This is a genomic window from Plantactinospora sp. CNZ321, from assembly GCF_004217235.1.
Window position 1 is genome coordinate 3151344 of the sequence record NZ_SHKQ01000001.1, and the last position, 17445, is coordinate 3168788.

The following is a 17445-nucleotide window of genomic DNA, read 5'->3' on the forward strand; positions in this document are numbered from 1 at the left end:
GGCGTACCGTCCGCAGGCCAGTGTCTCTGCTAGGACAGGCTGGCCGATGAGCGCAGGGAGAACGTAGGTGGCACGGATCGGCGACGGTGGCGACCTACTGAAGTGCTCCTTCTGCGGCAAGTCGCAGAAGCAGGTCAAGAAGCTCATCGCAGGCCCCGGGGTCTATATCTGCGACGAGTGCATCGACCTCTGCAACGAGATCATCGAGGAGGAGCTGGCCGAGTCTGGCGAGGTGAAGTGGGAAGAGCTTCCCAAGCCGATGGAGATCTGCCAGTTCCTCGACCAGTACGTCGTGGGCCAGGACCAGGCGAAGAAGGCCCTCGCGGTAGCGGTCTACAACCACTACAAGCGGATCCAGGCCGAGGGCGCCGGCGGGCCCGGTTCCGCCGACGGGGTGGAGCTGTCGAAGTCCAACATCCTGCTGATCGGTCCCACCGGGTGCGGAAAGACACACCTGGCCCAGACTCTCGCCCGGATGCTGAACGTGCCGTTCGCGATCGCCGACGCGACCGCGCTGACCGAGGCCGGCTACGTCGGCGAGGACGTCGAGAACATCCTGCTGAAGCTGATCCAGGCCGCCGACTACGACATCAAGCGGGCCGAGACCGGGATCATCTACATCGACGAGGTCGACAAGATCGCCCGCAAGTCGGAGAACCCGTCGATCACCAGGGACGTCTCCGGTGAGGGTGTGCAGCAGGCGCTGCTCAAGATCCTGGAAGGCACGGTGGCCAACGTGCCGCCGCAGGGTGGCCGGAAACACCCGCACCAGGAGTTCATTCAGATCGACACCACCAACGTGCTGTTCATCTGCGGTGGTGCCTTCGCCGGGCTGGACCAGATCATCGAGGCCCGTACCGGCCAGGGCGGGCTCGGCTTCGGTGCCCACCTCCGTTCGGTCTCCGAGCGCTCGACCGACGACATCTTCGGTCGGGTCATGCCGGAGGACATGCTCAAGTTCGGTCTGATTCCCGAGTTCATCGGCCGGCTCCCGGTGATCACCAACGTCCGGAGCCTCAACCGCGAGGCGCTGGTCAGGATCCTGACCGAGCCACGCAACGCGCTCGTCCGGCAGTACCAGCGCCTCTTCGAGCTCGACGGTGTGGAGCTGGAGTTCGAGCCGGCGGCGTTGGAGGCGATCGCCGATCAGGCCATGCTGCGCGGCACCGGTGCCCGGGGCCTGCGCGCCATCCTCGAAGAGGTCCTGCTCTCGGTGATGTACGAGGTGCCCAGCAACCCGAATGCGGCCCGCGTCCTGATCACCCGGGGTGTGGTGCTGGAGAACGTCAACCCGACGATCGTTCCGCGCGAGTTCACCGGCCGCCGCGCCCGTCGCGAGCGCGAGGAGCGCTCGGCCTGACCGCCCCGCGCCCGCCCGGGTAAGCCTGGTCACCCGGAGACCACGGCCGTAGGCTCTCCGCATGCGCGTCGCAGTCTGCCAGCTCAACGCCCGCGACGACCGGAAGGCCAACCTGGCCGCCGCCGGCGAGCTGCTCGCCCGGGCCGCGGCCGCCGGAGCGGACCTGGCGATCCTTCCGGAGTACGTCGACTACCTCGGCCCGTCCCGTGGACTGCCGCCACCTGAGCCGGTCGACGGCGAGTTCGCCGCGTTCTTCGCCGAGCTGGCCCGGCGGCACGGGATGTGGGTGCATGCCGGTTCGTTCCACGAGACGGGGCCGGATCCGGAGCACACCTACAACACCTCGCTGATCTTCGACCGTTCCGGTGCGCTCGCCGCGACGTACCGCAAGATCCACCTCTACGACGTGGAGATCCCGGGGCGGGTCTCGTACCTCGAATCCAAGACCGTCGCCGCCGGTTCCGCGCCGGTCACCGTCACGGTCGACGGCGTACGCGTCGGCCTGTCGATCTGCTACGACCTGCGCTTTCCCGAGTTGTACCGGCAGTTGGCCGTCGGTGGGCAGGCTCAACTGCTGGTGGTGCCCGCCGCCTTCATGCTGCACACCGGCCGGGACCACTGGGAGGTCCTGTTGCGCGCCCGGGCGATCGAGAACCAGTGCTACGTGGCGGCGGCGGGACAGATCGGTGACCACGATCCAGGTCGCACCTGCTTCGGTCGCAGCATGGTGATCGACCCCTGGGGGACCGTACTCGGTCAGGCGCCGGACACGGTCGGGATCGTCGTCGCCGACCTCGACCTCGACCGGCTGCACGACATCCGAACCGAGCTGCCCAGCCTGGCCAACCGCCGCCTCTGACGGCACCCGTCACGTCATCAGGACGGCACCCGTCACGTCAGGACGGCGTCCGTCTCGTCGCGGCAGCGTGCGGTCACATCGGAACGGCGACCGACCGCGGCGGTCCGGCGACGCCGGAGGGAACAGGGATCGGCTATTGCAGCAGCATGCCGACGACGGCCAGGCCGATGATCGCGGTGGCCGTCACCAGCAGTCCGGTGGTCATCCGGGATCGGCCGCGACGCGCCAGCCGGTGTATCGAGGCGACCACGGCCAGCAGCACGAGACCGCCGATCACGAGCTGCCAGAACGGCAGCAGGAGCGCGGTGATGCTGTCCTGCGCGACGGTGATCTGTGTGGAGCTCGCGAACGCGGCCATGGTTGCCACTCTGACACGCTTGCCCAGGTATGACACGGACTAGCGCGGCACGGTCCGGTCACAGCGGTACAGGAAGGAGGAGTACGTCGATTTGCGCCCAGCGGTCCAGCGGCGTACCTTTCTCTCTGCACGCGGCGCCCCGGACGACGAGGCCGGGCCGCGAGCACCTCGGTCTTCCGACGGCGGTCTCCCGAAGGGGTGCCTGCCGGACGGAGGCGGAGGCCGGGTGGTGCGCTCGACCGGAGATGTTTCAGGTTGAGAATGCGGGACCAACCGAGTAGAGTGTCTGAGGCCGGCAGGAGCCGGGCAGATGAGCCGCGAGCGGCCATCGGCCGGTCTGCGGGCTTCCCTCGACAGCAACGAGCACCGTTCTTCGGTGGGCGTCAGTACGAGGATTCTTCAGATTCGCAGATCGAGTCAGAAGTTGGGGCTTGACACTGCGGGCCTGGACGGGTAGGTTAGGCAAGTTGCCCCGAGGCCGTTCCCCGAGTTGGGGTTCGTGTTTTGGTGTGTGGTTGTTCTTTGAGAACTCAACAGGGTGCTTGATAAGCCAGTGCCAAGTTTTGTTTGGCAGCAAGTGTTTTTTGTTGCCGGGGTTTGGATTTTCCGTTTGGTTTTTGTTGGAGAGTTTGATCCTGGCTCAGGACGAACGCTGGCGGCGTGCTTAACACATGCAAGTCGAGCGGAAAGGCCCTTCGGGGTACTCGAGCGGCGAACGGGTGAGTAACACGTGAGTAACCTGCCTCAGGCTTTGGGATAACCCTCGGAAACGGGGGCTAATACCGGATATGACCTGTCTCCGCATGGGGGTGGGTGGAAAGTTTTTCGGCTTGGGATGGGCTCGCGGCCTATCAGCTTGTTGGTGGGGTGATGGCCTACCAAGGCGATGACGGGTAGCCGGCCTGAGAGGGCGACCGGCCACACTGGGACTGAGACACGGCCCAGACTCCTACGGGAGGCAGCAGTGGGGAATATTGCACAATGGGCGGAAGCCTGATGCAGCGACGCCGCGTGAGGGATGACGGCCTTCGGGTTGTAAACCTCTTTCAGCAGGGACGAAGCGTTTGTGACGGTACCTGCAGAAGAAGCGCCGGCCAACTACGTGCCAGCAGCCGCGGTAAGACGTAGGGCGCGAGCGTTGTCCGGATTTATTGGGCGTAAAGAGCTCGTAGGCGGCTTGTCGCGTCGACTGTGAAAACCCACGGCTCAACTGTGGGCTTGCAGCCGATACGGGCAGGCTAGAGTTCGGTAGGGGAGACTGGAATTCCTGGTGTAGCGGTGAAATGCGCAGATATCAGGAGGAACACCGGTGGCGAAGGCGGGTCTCTGGGCCGATACTGACGCTGAGGAGCGAAAGCGTGGGGAGCGAACAGGATTAGATACCCTGGTAGTCCACGCTGTAAACGTTGGGCGCTAGGTGTGGGGGGCCTCTCCGGTTCTCTGTGCCGCAGCTAACGCATTAAGCGCCCCGCCTGGGGAGTACGGCCGCAAGGCTAAAACTCAAAGGAATTGACGGGGGCCCGCACAAGCGGCGGAGCATGCGGATTAATTCGATGCAACGCGAAGAACCTTACCTGGGTTTGACATGGCCGCAAAACCTGCAGAGATGTGGGGTCCTTCGGGGGCGGTCACAGGTGGTGCATGGCTGTCGTCAGCTCGTGTCGTGAGATGTTGGGTTAAGTCCCGCAACGAGCGCAACCCTTGTTCGATGTTGCCAGCACGTTATGGTGGGGACTCATCGAAGACTGCCGGGGTCAACTCGGAGGAAGGTGGGGATGACGTCAAGTCATCATGCCCCTTATGTCCAGGGCTTCACGCATGCTACAATGGCCGGTACAATGGGCTGCGATACCGTGAGGTGGAGCGAATCCCAAAAAGCCGGTCTCAGTTCGGATCGGGGTCTGCAACTCGACCCCGTGAAGTCGGAGTCGCTAGTAATCGCAGATCAGCAACGCTGCGGTGAATACGTTCCCGGGCCTTGTACACACCGCCCGTCACGTCACGAAAGTCGGCAACACCCGAAGCCCATGGCCTAACCCGTGAGGGGGGGAGTGGTCGAAGGTGGGGCTGGCGATTGGGACGAAGTCGTAACAAGGTAGCCGTACCGGAAGGTGCGGCTGGATCACCTCCTTTCTAAGGAGCGCCTCCTGGCGAAGGTCGGGTAGGAGCCCGTGTCATCCGTTTGTGTGGTGGCGGGGTGCTCGATTGGCGGAGACACTGGTGAGTTCACGGCTGGCAGCGGCCAACTTTCGGCGAGTACGGCCCCCTGTGTGGGGGTGTGGAAGGTCGGGTTGGTGCGGCTGGTGGTGGGTGTAGAGCATCCTGTTGGGTCCTGAGGGAACAACCTGTGGGTTGTTGTCTCTGCCAGGCACGCTTGGCCTCGCATACCGGGTTCTGCCTCTTTTGTGGGGGGTGGGGTTGCTGGTGTGGGGTGTGGGTGGTGGGTTGGTCGTTTGTTGAGAATTGCACAGTGGACGCGAGCATCTTTGTGGTCAAGTTGTCAAGGGCGGACGGTGGATGCCTTGGCACCAGGAGCCGATGAAGGACGTGGGAGGCCGCGATAGGCCTGGGGGAGCTGTCAACCGAGCTGTGATCCCAGGGTGTCCGAATGGGGTAACCTGGCACCAGTCATGTGGTGTCACCTGCACCTGAATTCATAGGGTGTGTGGAGGGAACGCGGGGAAGTGAAACATCTCAGTACCCGTAGGAAGAGAAAACAATAGTGATTCCGTGAGTAGTGGCGAGCGAAAGCGGATTGAGGCTAAACCGGTTGCGTGTGATACCTGTCAGGGGTTGCGTGGTCGGGGTTGTGGGACCTCATGACACGAGCTGACACTCGTGTGGGGAGTGATAAAGCCAGGTGTTAGCTGAATGGTGTGGAAAAGCCAACCGTAGGCGGTGATAGTCCGGTAGGTGAAAGCATCTGGTCTTCCTTGTGGGTGTTCCCGAGTAGCGGCGGACTCCTGAAATCTGCCGTGAATCTGCCAGGACCACCTGGTAAGCCTAAATACTTCCTGGTGACCGATAGCGGACGAGTACCGTGAGGGAATGGTGAAAAGTACCCCGGGAGGGGAGTGAAATAGTACCTGAAACCGTTCGCCTACAATCCGTCGGAGCCTCTTTTTGGGGTGACGGCGTGCCTTTTGAAGAATGAGCCTGCGAGTTAGTGGCATGTGGCGAGGTTAACCTGTGTGGGGTAGCCGTAGCGAAAGCGAGTCTGAATAGGGCGTGTAGTCGCGTGTTCTAGACCCGAAGCGGGGTGATCTAGCCATGGGCAGGCTGAAGCGTGGGTAAGACCGCGTGGAGGGCCGAACCCACCAACGTTGAAAAGTTGGGGGATGACCTGTGGTTAGGGGTGAAAGGCCAATCAAACTCCGTGATAGCTGGTTCTCCCCGAAATGCATTTAGGTGCAGCGTCGTGTGTTTCTTGCCGGAGGTAGAGCACTGGATGGTCTAGGGGCCCTACAAGGTTACTGAAATCAGCTAAACTCCGAATGCCGGTAAGTGAGAGCGCGGCAGTGAGACTGCGGGGGATAAGCTTCGTAGTCGAGAGGGAAACAGCCCAGATCGCCAGCTAAGGCCCCTAAGCGTGTGCTAAGTGGAAAAGGATGTGGGGTCGCATAGACAACCAGGAGGTTGGCTTAGAAGCAGCCATCCTTTAAAGAGTGCGTAATAGCTCACTGGTCAAGTGGTTCCGCGCCGACAATGTAGCGGGGCTCAAGTACACCGCCGAAGCTGTGGCATTCACATATTGACTTCGCGATGGTCTTTGGATTGTCGTGCAGGTGTGTGGGTGGGTAGGGGAGCGTCGTGCCGGGGGTGAAGCAGCCGAGTGATCGAGTTGTGGACGCGGCACGAGTGAGAATGCAGGCATGAGTAGCGAAAGAAGGGTGAGAAACCCTTCCGCCGGATGACCAAGGGTTCCAGGGCCAGGTTAATCCGCCCTGGGTGAGTCGGGGCCTAAGGCGAGGCCGAGAGGCGTAGTCGATGGATAACGGGTTGATATTCCCGTACCCGTGTAGGAGCGCCCGTGATGAACCTCGTTGTGCTAACCACCCGAACCTGCCAAGACCTTCGGGTTGAGGTGGGGGAGCGTGGGAACCTGGCGGGTAGTAGTCAAGCGATGGGGTGACGCAGGAAGGTAGCTGAGCCCGGCCGGTGGTTGTGCCGGGGTAAGCGTGTAGCCCGTGCCATAGGTAAATCCGTGGTGCGTGTGGGTGAGACGTGATGCCGAGCCGATTCAGGTGAAGTCAGTGATCCTATGCTGCCGAGAAAAGCCTCTAGCGAGTTCCGAGCGGCCCGTACCCTAAACCGACACAGGTGGTCAGGTAGAGAATACCGAGGCGATCGGGTGAACTGTGGTTAAGGAACTCGGCAAATTGCCCCCGTAACTTAGGGAGAAGGGGGGCCGGACACGTGAAGCAACACGCTTGTGGAGCGTGGTATGGCCGCAGAGAGCAGGGGGAAGCGACTGTTTACTAAAAACACAGGTCCATGCGAAGAAGTAATTCGATGTATATGGACTGACGCCTGCCCGGTGCTGGAACGTTAAGGGGACCGGTTAGCTCCTTTCGGGGGGCGAAGCTGAGAACTTAAGCGCCAGTAAACGGCGGTGGTAACTATAACCATCCTAAGGTAGCGAAATTCCTTGTCGGGTAAGTTCCGACCTGCACGAATGGCGTAACGACTTCCCCACTGTCTCAACCACAGGCCCGGCGAAATTGCAGTACGAGTAAAGATGCTCGTTACGCGCGGCAGGACGGAAAGACCCCGGGACCTTTACTATAGCTTGACATTGGTGCTTGAATTAGCTTGTGTAGGATAGGTGGGAGCCGGTGAAGCCTATACGCCAGTATGGGTGGAGGCAATCTTGAAATACCACTCTGGTTGGTTCGGGTATCTAACTTCGGGCCCTTATCGGGTTCAGGGACAGTGTCTGGTGGGTAGTTTAACTGGGGCGGTTGCCTCCTAAATGGTAACGGAGGCGCCCAAAGGTTCCCTCAGCCTGGTTGGCAATCAGGTGTTGAGTGTAAGTGTATAAGGGAGCTTGACTGTGAGACTGACGGGTCGAGCAGGGACGAAAGTCGGGACTAGTGATCCGGCACTTGCGTGTGGAAGCGGTGTCGCTCAACGGATAAAAGGTACCCCGGGGATAACAGGCTGATCTTCCCCAAGAGTCCATATCGACGGGATGGTTTGGCACCTCGATGTCGGCTCGTCGCATCCTGGGGCTGTAGCAGGTCCCAAGGGTTGGGCTGTTCGCCCATTAAAGCGGTACGCGAGCTGGGTTTAGAACGTCGTGAGACAGTTCGGTCCCTATCCGCCGTGCGCGTAGGATACTTGAGAAGGGCTGTCCCTAGTACGAGAGGACCGGGACGGACGAACCTCTGGTGTGCCAGTTGTCCCGCCAGGGGCACGGCTGGTTGGCTACGTTCGGGAGGGATAACCGCTGAAAGCATCTAAGCGGGAAGCCTGCTTCAAGATGAGGTATCCCACCCCTATTAGGGGGTAAGGCTCCCAGTGAGACGACTGGGTTGATAGGCCGGAGATGTAAGCCAGGTAACTGGTTCAGTTGACCGGTACTAATAAGCCGAGGACTTGACTACAAAGCTGCTACGCGTCCACTGTGTGATTCACAGCAAACGAACAACAAGAGTTGGTTTCCCCGCGTGTGTGGGTCGGGGGTTGTTGTTTGTGTTGTTGATAGGGTTACGGCGGTTATGGCGGAAGGGAAACGCCCGGTTACATTCCGAACCCGGAAGCTAAGCCTTCCAGCGCTGATGGTACTGCACTCGGGAGGGTGTGGGAGAGTAAGACACCGCCGGACATCTTAGTTTGCAGGGCCACCCCGGTCGGGGTGGCCCTGCACTGCGTGATGCGGCGATCTCGCCATGAGGAAGGATGTACCCCGTGAGTGCAGGAGCGCATGGCGGAGACCGCCCGCGCCGTCGAGACGACCATCCGGACCGCCGTAGCGGCGGTCGGGATGATTCCCCGCGTCGAGACGCGCGTCCGCCCTATCGCGGGGACCGCGATTCGCCTGGCGCATCCGGAGACCGGGGAGGCTATCCGGCTGGGAGTCGTCGGACCGAGGGCCGGGGAAGCGACCGCCGTGACCGCGCAGCTCCTCGTGAGGGTGAGCGCCGCGACCGTCCGGCTGCCCGCGACGGGGCCGGCTACCGGGACGGCCGCCCTGGCGGCTACCGGTCCGGTGGTGAAGAGCGACGCGGCGGCGGCTTCCGAGACGGGCAACGCGGCGGCGGCTTCCGGGGCGACCGGGATGCCCGAGGTGACCGCGGCTTCCGGGGCGACCGTACCGGTGGTGCTGGCCGGTTCGGCGCCGACGGTCGGCGGTCCGGTGGTTACCGGGGCTCCCGTGGTGACGACGTCGGTGGCGGCGGATACCGCGACTCCGGCCGGCGGGACGGCGACGCCGGCTTCCGGCCCGGTGGTGGCTACCGGGGTGGCGACGGGCGCCGGGACGACGACTTCGGCTCGGGGCGCACGGCCGGACGCCAGGACAACCGTCCGGCCGGCACGGGCCCGCGTGATGGCACCGACAGGGACGGTGGCTACCGCGAGCGGGGGTACCAGTCCGGAGGACGGGACGACTCCAGCCGCGGTGACCGTCGCCCCCGTACCGACTACCCCTCGCGGGGCGGTGACTTCCGAGACGACCGGCGGGGCGACCGTGACCCGCGTGGTGGCCGTCCCCGAGACGAGGGCCGGCGCGGCGAGTCCCGAGGTGCCGGCGGCGGCTACCGGGGTTACTCCGGTGGTGACGATCGGCGCGGTGGTGGCTACCAGGGTCGGGGCGGTGGCTCCGGTGGTGACGATCGGCGTGGTGGCTACCGGGGCGAGAGCGGTGGCTTCCGGGGCGGCTCCCGGCCCGGCTTCCGTGACGACCGACGCGGTGGTGGCGATGGCCGTGGCGCCGGCTACCGCGACGACCGGCGGGGCGACGACCGACGGGGCGGTGGCGACGCGCGTGGCGCCGGCTACCGCGACGACCGGCGGGACGGTGGTTACCGGGGCGAGAGTGGCTACCGGGGACGCTCGGACCGGGGGTCCGGCGGTGAAGGCGGACGCGGCGGTGACCACCGTGGCGGACCGTCGGGCGGCGCGGACCAGCGTGGCGCCGGGCGGCGCTTCGGCGACGACGCGGGTCGTCGTGGGTTCGACGGCCGAGGCCGGGAAGGCAGCTTCCGAGGTTCGGACCGGGACGGTGCGCGTGATGGCGACCGTGGCGGTTTCCGCAGGTCGGACCGGGACGGCCGGGGCGCTGCCCGGGAGGGCTTCCGGCCGGCTGGTGCCGACCGTGGCCGTGCCGACGAGGGCCGGCGTGACCGGAAACCTCGGCAGGGGACCGGCCCGTCGGGCCGGAACGGAACCGGTGGGGACGACGCTGGCTACACCCGCTCCGGCGGCCAGGATCGACGTGACCGCTCCGACCGCCCGGGTGCTGCCGGGGACGTTGCCGGCCCTACCCTGCCGGAGGAGATCGTTGCCACGGATCTCGACAGTGCGGTACGAGCGGAGCTTCTCTCGCTGGCCAAGCCGGTCGCGGATACGGTCGCGCGGCATCTCGTCGCGACCGGAGTGCTGATCGACGAGGACCCGGGCCTGGCTCTGGAGCACGCGCTTGCCGCGCGGCGGCTGGCTGCCCGGATCGCACCCGTGCGGGAGGCGGTAGGGCTGGCGGCGTACCGGGCGGGTGAGTGGCAGACCGCCATCGCCGAACTCCGGACGTACCACCGGATGAGCGGGCGGCAGACCCACCTGGCGGTGATCGCTGACTGTGAGCGGGCGCTCGGGCGTCCGGAGCGCGCGATCGACCTCTACCGGGGCGCCGACCGCGAGTCGCTGGATGCGGCCGGGGCGGTGGAGTTGTTGATCGTGGCGGCCGGGGCCCGTAGCGACATGGGCCAGGGCGACGCGGCAGTGGCGATGCTCCAGGTGCGTGAACTGACCGCCGCGCAGGCCGAGCCGTGGACGGCCCGGCTGCGTTACGCGTACGCCGACGCGCTGCTCGCGGTGGACCGGGCGGAGGAGGCGCGGGAGTGGTTCGCCAGGGCGGCCGAGGTGGACGAGTTCGGTGAGACCGACGCCGCCGAGCGGCTGCTGGAGATCGACGGCGTCGTGCTGGAAAGCGACGAGGACGAGGACGACGCCGAGGGCGAGGCCGATAACGAGGTCGGGGACGACGCGGCCGGGGTCGAGGAGGCTCGACCGGTCGGCGATGCGGAGCCGATCGACTCGGAGTTGACCGACGCGGAGCCGGTCGATGTGGAGCTGAACGACGGGGACGCGCCGACACCGGGGGCCGAGACGGCCCTGGCGCCCGCCGATCCTGAGCCGAGCGAGCCGAGCTCGGACACCGGAGAGGACGCGGAGGTGGCTGAGGCTGACCGCACGGTGCCTCCGGTGCGTGGCGCGGAATCGTGAGCCACTCCTCGCCGGGCGGCCGGCTGGTCGACGCGTACGAACTGGTGATCTTCGATCTGGACGGTGTGGTCTATCTCGTCGACCGGCCGATCGTGACGGCGGTCGCCGCGGTCGGCCGGCTGCACGCCGAGGGCAAGCCGCTGGCGTACGCGACGAACAACGCCTCCCGGCGCGCCGACGAGGTCGCCGCGCTGCTCACCGGGATGGGGCTCACCGTGCGGCCGCAGGAGGTGCTCACCTCGGCGGCCGCCGCGGCGGAGTTGCTGGCCCACCGGTTTCCGCCGGACTCTCCGGTGCTGGTGGTCGGGGCAGAGGCACTCCGGACCGAGGTACGTGACGTCGGGTTGCGTCCCGTCTCCCGGCTGGAGGACGCGCCGGTGGCGGTGGTGCAGGGCTACGGGCCGGAGGTCGGCTGGGCGGAGCTCGCCGAGGCGGCCCTGGCGATACGGGCCGGCGCGGACTGGTTCGTGACCAACACGGACCGGACACTGCCGACCGCCCGTGGTCCGGTGCCCGGAAACGGCTCACTGGTCGCGGCGGTGCGTACCGCGCTCGCCCGCGACCCCGACGTGGTGGTCGGCAAGCCGGAGCCGGCGCTGTTCACCGCCGCCGCCCGGCGGTTCGGTGCGGCCCGCCCGCTGGTGGTCGGCGACCGTCTGGACACCGACATCGAGGGCGCGGTCCGGGCCGGGATGGAAAGTCTGCTGGTACTCACCGGGGTGTCGGCGCCGGTCGACCTGCTGCGCGCGGCGCCGTCGGCCCGGCCGGACTTCGTGGCGAGCGACCTGGGCGGCCTCTTCGACCCGGCCCGGGTCGCCCGGCTGAGCGCCGATCCCGCCGAAGGGGCCGGCGCCGGCTGGCAGGTGGTCGACGGCGGTCCGACGGTTCTCACCGGGGAGGGTACGAGGATGGCCGCACTGGCCGCGCTCTGTGCGGCGAGTTGGTCGGGAGTGCCGGTCGATGCCCTGGAGCCGGGATCCGAAGCGGCCCGGAAGACTCTCGAGGAACTTGGCCTGCTGCCCTGACCGCGAGTGACATCGGCGGGACGGCGTGGACGGGCCAGCTGTGGTCAGAGCATCTGCGGTCAGAGCATCTTGCGGAGCTTGAGCAGATCGAACGGGTTGGCGTTGATCGACATCTGCCGGGAGGCGAGGGCCTTCGGCACGTCCAGCTCGCCTCGGACGAGGCGGATCAGGTCGTCACTGGTGGTGCTCAGCGCGATCTTCGCCTGCGGGTCGTCCCCGTCAGCCAGCTCGACCAGGCGTCCACCGGTCAGCCGGCCGTGGAACGCCGTACCCAGGTCGGTGATCCGGCAGGCCAGGGTGCGGTCGAGATCGACCTGCTTGCGTACCTTGTCGGCGTTGGCGTCCATCCGGGCCGCCAAATCGTGCAACGCCTGCCGGCACTCGTCCACGGTCGCCATCGTCGTGCCCCCTCGCATCACGCCACGCCCGTCCCCGGGCACCGTACCGCACTGGGCGGACCGGGGCGCCCGGTAGCGTGACAACCTGAACAGTCGGCACCCGCGAAAGGACCGAGGTATGCAGGACGCGTGGCGGGCCTACCTTGAGCTGGCCCTTGGGCTGACGGAAGCGTCGAAGAAGCGTGCGCAGGCCGCCGCCAGGAAGCTGGTCGGATCCAGCGGAGCCACGGCCGCTCAACTGCAGACCATGGCCGAGGAGCTGGTTTCCACCGGGATGGCCAACCGGGAGGCGCTGATCCGGATCATCCGGGTCGAGATCGACCGCACCCTCGCGGCCCTCGGGCTGGCCAGCGCGGACGAGGTCACGGCGCTGACCGACCGGGTCGCCCGGTTGGAGCGGGAACTCTCTGCCGCCCGGGCGGGGGCGCCGGGTGGCGCCGTCGGTGCGGCGGCGACGGAAGCGGGCGAGGGACGACCACCGGGTCGGGATGCGCCGGCCGGAAGTGACAGGCCAGCCAAGAAGACCGTGGCGAAGAAGGCGGTCGCCAAGAAGACGGTGGCGAAGAAGGCGGTCGCCAAGAAGGCCGTGGCGAAGAAGGCCGTGGCGAACCAGCCGACGGCGAAGAAGACCGTGGCGAGGAAGGCGGACGCGAGCAAGGCGGTGGCCGTGAAGAAGTCGGTTCCGGGCAGGGCCGTGGCCAAGCGGACGGCGCCGCCGGGCGGCGATGCGGCATGATCTCCACTGGAGACCGGGTCCGCCGGGTTGAGGGGCAGTGCGGAGGAGCGGCATGAGTCAGGTACCCCTACCGGGGTCGTTCCGGCCGGCTCCGCCCGTTCCCGGAACGGCCCGTCCGGCTCCCGGCCCGGCGTCGGCGGGCGAGCGGAGCAATGCCACTGGCCCGGACGGCGACGGTTCGGGTCACCCCGCCGTGGACGCGGTACTTCGGGCGATGGCGAACGCCGCGAACCTGCCGCCTGCCGACCAGATCGCCCAGTACGAGGCGGCGCACCAGACCCTGCGGGAAACCCTCGCCACCATCGACCAGGCGTGAGCCCAGCCCCCCTCGGAGAACTGCGATGGCACGTCGTACCCGGCTCGACGCCGAACTCGTCCGCCGTGGGATGGCCCGGTCCCGGGAACAGGCAGCGGCGCTGGTCGAGGCCGGGCGGGTGCAGGTCCGCGGGGTACGGGCGCAGAAGGTGGCCGCGATGGTGGACCCGGCGGATCCGGTTCGGGTGCTCGGCGAGGACCCGAGTACGGAGTACGTCTCCCGGGGCGGCCACAAACTGGCCGGCGCGCTCGCGGCGTTCGCCCCGGACGGGCTGGACGTCACCGGCCGGCGCTGCCTGGACGCGGGAGCGTCGACCGGTGGTTTCACCGACGTGCTGCTCCGGGCCGGCGCCGCCGAGGTGGTGGCGGTGGACGTCGGCTACGGCCAGCTGGCCTGGACAATCCGGTCCGACCAGCGGGTCCGGGTATTCGAGCGCACGAATGTGCGTACCCTGACGCCCGACACCATCGGCGGCACGGTGACCCTCACCGTCGCGGACCTGTCGTTCATCTCGCTCCGCCTGGTACTGCCGGCGCTTGCCGGCTGCACCACCCCGGACGGTGACCTGGTGCTGATGGTCAAGCCGCAGTTCGAGGTGGGAAGGGAACGGGTGGGCAGCGGTGGGGTGGTACGCGATCCGCAGCTACGGGTCGAGGCGGTGCGCACGGTGACCGACGCGGCGGCCGGACTCGGTCTCGGCCTGGCCGGTGTGGTGGCGAGCCCGCTACCGGGGCCGAGCGGCAATGTGGAGTTCTTCGTCTGGCTGCGCGCCGACGCGCCACCGCCGGACGAGGCGCTGGTGGCAGCGGTGGTGACGGCCGGGCCGGCGGTGGCGCGGGAGGGAGTCCGATGACCCGGACGGCGCTGTTGGTCACGCACACCGGACGGCGGCGGAGCACCGAGCATGCCCGTACGGTCGCTGCGGACCTGATCCAGGCCGGCTTCGAGGTCCGGGTGGTGGCCGAGGAGGCCGACGACCTGGACCTGCCCGGGGTGACCCCGGTGAGCCTGCTCGGCGCGGCCGAGGGCGCCGAGATCGTCCTCGCGCTCGGCGGCGACGGTACCTTCCTGCGCGCCGCCGATCTGGCCCGGCCGGCGAAGGCACCGCTGCTCGGTATCAACCTCGGAAAGGTCGGCTTCCTCGCCGAGGCCGAGATCGACGACCTGGATCAGGCGGTCCGGGACATCGTGGACCGGAACTACACAGTGGACGAGCGGCTCACCCTCGACACCCGGGCCGAGTTCGAGGGCGGTCCGGTGATCGATTCGTGGGCGCTCAACGAGGTGAGCGTGGAGAAGGGCGAGCGGGCCCAGATGCTGGAGCTGCTCGTCGACGTCGACGACCGGCCACTGTCCCGGTACGGCTGCGACGGTGTGGTCTGTGCGACGCCGACCGGCTCCACCGCGTACGCGTTCTCGGCCGGTGGCCCGGTGGTCTGGCCGGAGGTGGAGGCGCTGCTGCTGGTGCCGATCAGCGCGCACGCGCTGTTCAGCCGGCCGATCGTTACCGCGCCGACGGCGAGCTTCACCATCACGGTGGACCCGTTCACCACCCTGGCGGTGCTCTGCTGCGACGGTCGCCGGGTCTACGACCTGCCGCCCGGGGCCAGGGTGACGGTGCAGCGGGGTGCGCTGCCGGTGCGAATCGTCCGGCTGCGCACCCGGCATTTCACCGACCGGCTGGTGGCGAAGTTCGGCCTGCCGGTGCACGGCTGGCGGGGCAACCGCCGCTGACCACGGCGGGGTGCCAGCGGCACCGGACAGCACCGCGATCCACAGGCCGCTACCGTGGCCGGACAGTCGCCCGACCCGCCGATGCCCGCCGGCCGGCAACAGGGCGATCCGCCGGTGCCCGCCGGCCGGCAACAGGGCGATCCGCCGGTGCCCGCCGGCCGGCAACGGGGCGATCCGCGGGCCGACGTATGCCGGACGGACGGGCGGGCCGCGGGCCCGATACCGCTCGGGTACGTGTGCCGGGTGGTCAAGTGTCGGGGACCGCTACTACTGTCGGTGCCTGTGCTGGAAGAGCTGCGCATCACCGGACTGGGTGTCATCGAGGACACCACACTGCCGCTGACTCGCGGCATGAACGTCATCACGGGCGAGACCGGCGCCGGAAAGACGATGGTGGTGACCGGTCTCGGCCTGCTCTTCGGCGGGCGGGCCGACGCCGGCCGGGTGCGGGCCGATCCCGGCCGGGCCGTGGTGGAGGGGCGGCTGCGGCTGACCGGCGCCACCGCGACGGCGGTGCACGCCCGGGTGGTGGACGCCGGCGGTGAGCCGGACGAGGACGGCTCGGTGCTGCTCAGCCGTGCGGTCACCGTGGAGGGGCGGTCACGGGCGCACGTGGCCGGTCGCAGCATGCCGGTGTCGATGCTGGCCGAGGTGGGCGAGCAGGTGCTGGCCGTGCACGGCCAGTCGGACCAGCTCCGGCTGCTCCGGCCTGCGGAGCAGCGGGCCGCGCTTGACCGGTTCGGCGGGTCGGAGCACGAGAAGCTGTTGGAGAGCCTGCGCGAGTCGTACACCCGGTGGCGGCGGGTCTCCGACGACCTGGCCGACCGGCGGCGCAACGCGCGGGAGCGCAACCAGGAGGCCGACCTGCTGCGGCTGGGTCTCGACGAGATCACCCGGGTCGACCCGCAGCCGGGTGAGGACGAGGAGCTCAAGGCCGAGGCGCAGCGGCTGGAGCACGCGGAGGGGCTGCGGACCGCCGCGCAGACCGCCCAGCTCTGCGTGGCGGGCGCCGCCGAGCCGACCGACGAGATGGCCGACGTGACCACCCTGCTCGGACACGCCCGCCGGACGCTGGAGGCACAGGCCGGGGTGGACCGGACCCTCGGTGACCTGTCGGGGCGGCTGGAGGAGGTCGCCACGCTGGTCGGCGACATCGCGGCCGAGCTGTCCGGCTACCTCGCCGCGCTGGACGCCGACCCGGCCCGGTTGCAGGTCATCTACGAGCGCCGGGCCGCGCTGCGCGGGCTGACCCGCAAGTACGCCGACGATGTCGACGGGGTGATCGCCTGGGCGGACCGGGCTCGGAGCCGACTGTCGGAGCTGGACACCTCCGATGAACTCCTCGACGAGCTGGATCGGGAGCGGCAGCGGTTGGCGGGCGAGGTGGCCGAGTTGGCCGGCCGGCTCTCGGCGGCCCGGCGCGAGGCGGCCACCCGCTTCGCCGAGCAGGTGACCGTCGAGCTGGCCGGGCTGGCAATGCCGCACGCCCGGATCGAGGTGGCGGTGTTGCCCCGGCCGGCCGGCAAGGCCGAGCCGACCCTCACCGTCGACGGGGCCGAGGTCGGGGTCGGCCCGGACGGGGCGGACGAGGTCGAACTGCGGCTGCTGGCCCATCCGGGCGCCCCGGCGCTACCGCTGCAGCGCGGTGCCTCCGGCGGCGAGCTGTCCCGGGTGATGCTCGCCATCGAGGTGGTCTTCGCCGGCTCCGGCGGCCCGCCCACGCTGGTCTTCGACGAGGTCGACGCCGGGGTCGGCGGGCAGGCGGCGGTGGAGATCGGTCGCCGGTTGGCCCGGTTGGCCCGCAGCCACCAGGTGCTGGTGGTGACCCACCTGCCGCAGGTGGCCGCGTTCGCCGACCGGCACCTGGTGGTGGCCAAGGACACCGGCGGTGCGGTGACAACCAGCGGGGTTCGGGTGGTGGAGGACACCGAACGGGCCCGGGAGCTGGCCCGGATGCTCGCCGGTTTGCCGGACTCCGATCTGGGTATCGCGCATGCGGAGGAACTTCTGGCGGTGGCTGCCCGGGAACGTCGCTCCTGAGGCCCCGGCACCGCGTACGCGACGGAGCGTGAAACTTTCGGTCACGTACCGTGGTACCGAATCGAATGATGTGATGCCGACCACATCCGACCGGGCATGAATATGGTTCCCTTGGGGTGGCGGCCCTGCTCAGGCATGTCGCGACAGAAAGCTCTGCCCCACATGCCAGGATGG

General features: G+C 67.7%; 11 protein-coding genes and 3 rRNA genes. 12 read left to right on the top strand and 2 right to left on the bottom strand.

The genetic code is table 11. The annotated features are described in order from the left end of the window. Positions 1-67: 67 nt before the first annotated feature. Entirely contained in the window at positions 68-1360 is a 1293-nt protein-coding gene (clpX, locus tag EV371_RS14135) for an ATP-dependent Clp protease ATP-binding subunit ClpX (protein WP_130462450.1), read from the top strand. A gap of 61 nt (positions 1361-1421) precedes the next feature. Further along, on the top strand, positions 1422-2219 hold the full coding sequence (locus EV371_RS14140; RefSeq protein ID WP_130462451.1) for a nitrilase-related carbon-nitrogen hydrolase: 798 nt from the start codon (positions 1422-1424) through the stop codon (positions 2217-2219). Between the two features lie 133 nt (positions 2220-2352). Here EV371_RS14140 and EV371_RS14145 read toward each other — a convergent pair whose 3' ends face one another. Beyond that, a complete protein-coding gene (locus tag EV371_RS14145) occupies positions 2353-2577 on the bottom strand; it encodes a hypothetical protein (RefSeq protein ID WP_130462452.1) in 225 nt (74 codons plus the stop codon). A gap of 617 nt (positions 2578-3194) precedes the next feature. Between EV371_RS14145 and EV371_RS14150 the strand changes: the two genes are divergently transcribed. From EV371_RS14150 to EV371_RS14170, 5 genes are all read left to right on the top strand, one after another. Then, positions 3195-4710 (top strand): 16S ribosomal RNA (locus EV371_RS14150). A gap of 357 nt (positions 4711-5067) precedes the next feature. Next, positions 5068-8183 (top strand): 23S ribosomal RNA (locus EV371_RS14155). A gap of 104 nt (positions 8184-8287) precedes the next feature. After that, positions 8288-8404: ribosomal RNA gene (gene rrf / locus EV371_RS14160) — 5S ribosomal RNA — on the top strand. Together the 16S, 23S and 5S rRNA genes form the textbook arrangement of a ribosomal RNA operon. Positions 8405-10176: 1772 nt before the next feature. Then, the gene (locus EV371_RS14165; protein ID WP_486484605.1) at positions 10177-11022 is read left to right on the top strand and encodes a tetratricopeptide repeat protein; all 846 of its coding nucleotides are present in this window, start codon (positions 10177-10179) and stop codon (positions 11020-11022) included. Next, positions 11019-12047, top strand: coding sequence for an HAD-IIA family hydrolase (locus tag EV371_RS14170; RefSeq protein WP_165436687.1), 1029 nt, complete (start codon positions 11019-11021; stop codon positions 12045-12047). The genes EV371_RS14165 and EV371_RS14170 overlap by 4 nt, the downstream gene beginning before the upstream one ends. A gap of 59 nt (positions 12048-12106) precedes the next feature. Here EV371_RS14170 and EV371_RS14175 read toward each other — a convergent pair whose 3' ends face one another. Continuing rightward, complete coding sequence (locus tag EV371_RS14175) at positions 12107-12445, bottom strand: alkyl sulfatase C-terminal domain-containing protein (protein ID WP_130462454.1); 339 nt, start codon at positions 12443-12445, stop codon at positions 12107-12109. 118 nt (positions 12446-12563) lie between these two features. Between EV371_RS14175 and EV371_RS14180 the strand changes: the two genes are divergently transcribed. The 5 genes from EV371_RS14180 (at position 12564) to recN (ending at position 17271) form a co-directional block, all read left to right on the top strand. Continuing rightward, positions 12564-13181 carry a histone H1-like repetitive region-containing protein gene (locus EV371_RS14180; RefSeq protein ID WP_130462455.1) on the top strand — a complete coding sequence of 206 codons (618 nt, stop codon included), beginning with the start codon at positions 12564-12566 and terminating at the stop codon, positions 13179-13181. A gap of 52 nt (positions 13182-13233) precedes the next feature. Then, a complete protein-coding gene (locus tag EV371_RS14185; RefSeq protein ID WP_130462456.1) occupies positions 13234-13497 on the top strand; it encodes a hypothetical protein in 264 nt (87 codons plus the stop codon). A gap of 25 nt (positions 13498-13522) precedes the next feature. Further along, positions 13523-14350, top strand: a complete 828-nt coding sequence (locus tag EV371_RS14190; protein ID WP_130462457.1) for a TlyA family RNA methyltransferase — start codon at positions 13523-13525, stop codon at positions 14348-14350. After that, a complete protein-coding gene (locus EV371_RS14195) occupies positions 14347-15231 on the top strand; it encodes an NAD kinase (protein ID WP_130462458.1) in 885 nt (294 codons plus the stop codon). Before EV371_RS14190 ends, EV371_RS14195 begins: the two co-directional genes overlap by 4 nt. Before the next feature lie 282 nt (positions 15232-15513). Continuing rightward, positions 15514-17271 carry a DNA repair protein RecN gene (gene recN / locus EV371_RS14200; protein WP_130465900.1) on the top strand — a complete coding sequence of 586 codons (1758 nt, stop codon included), beginning with the start codon at positions 15514-15516 and terminating at the stop codon, positions 17269-17271. Positions 17272-17445: the final 174 nt, after the last annotated feature.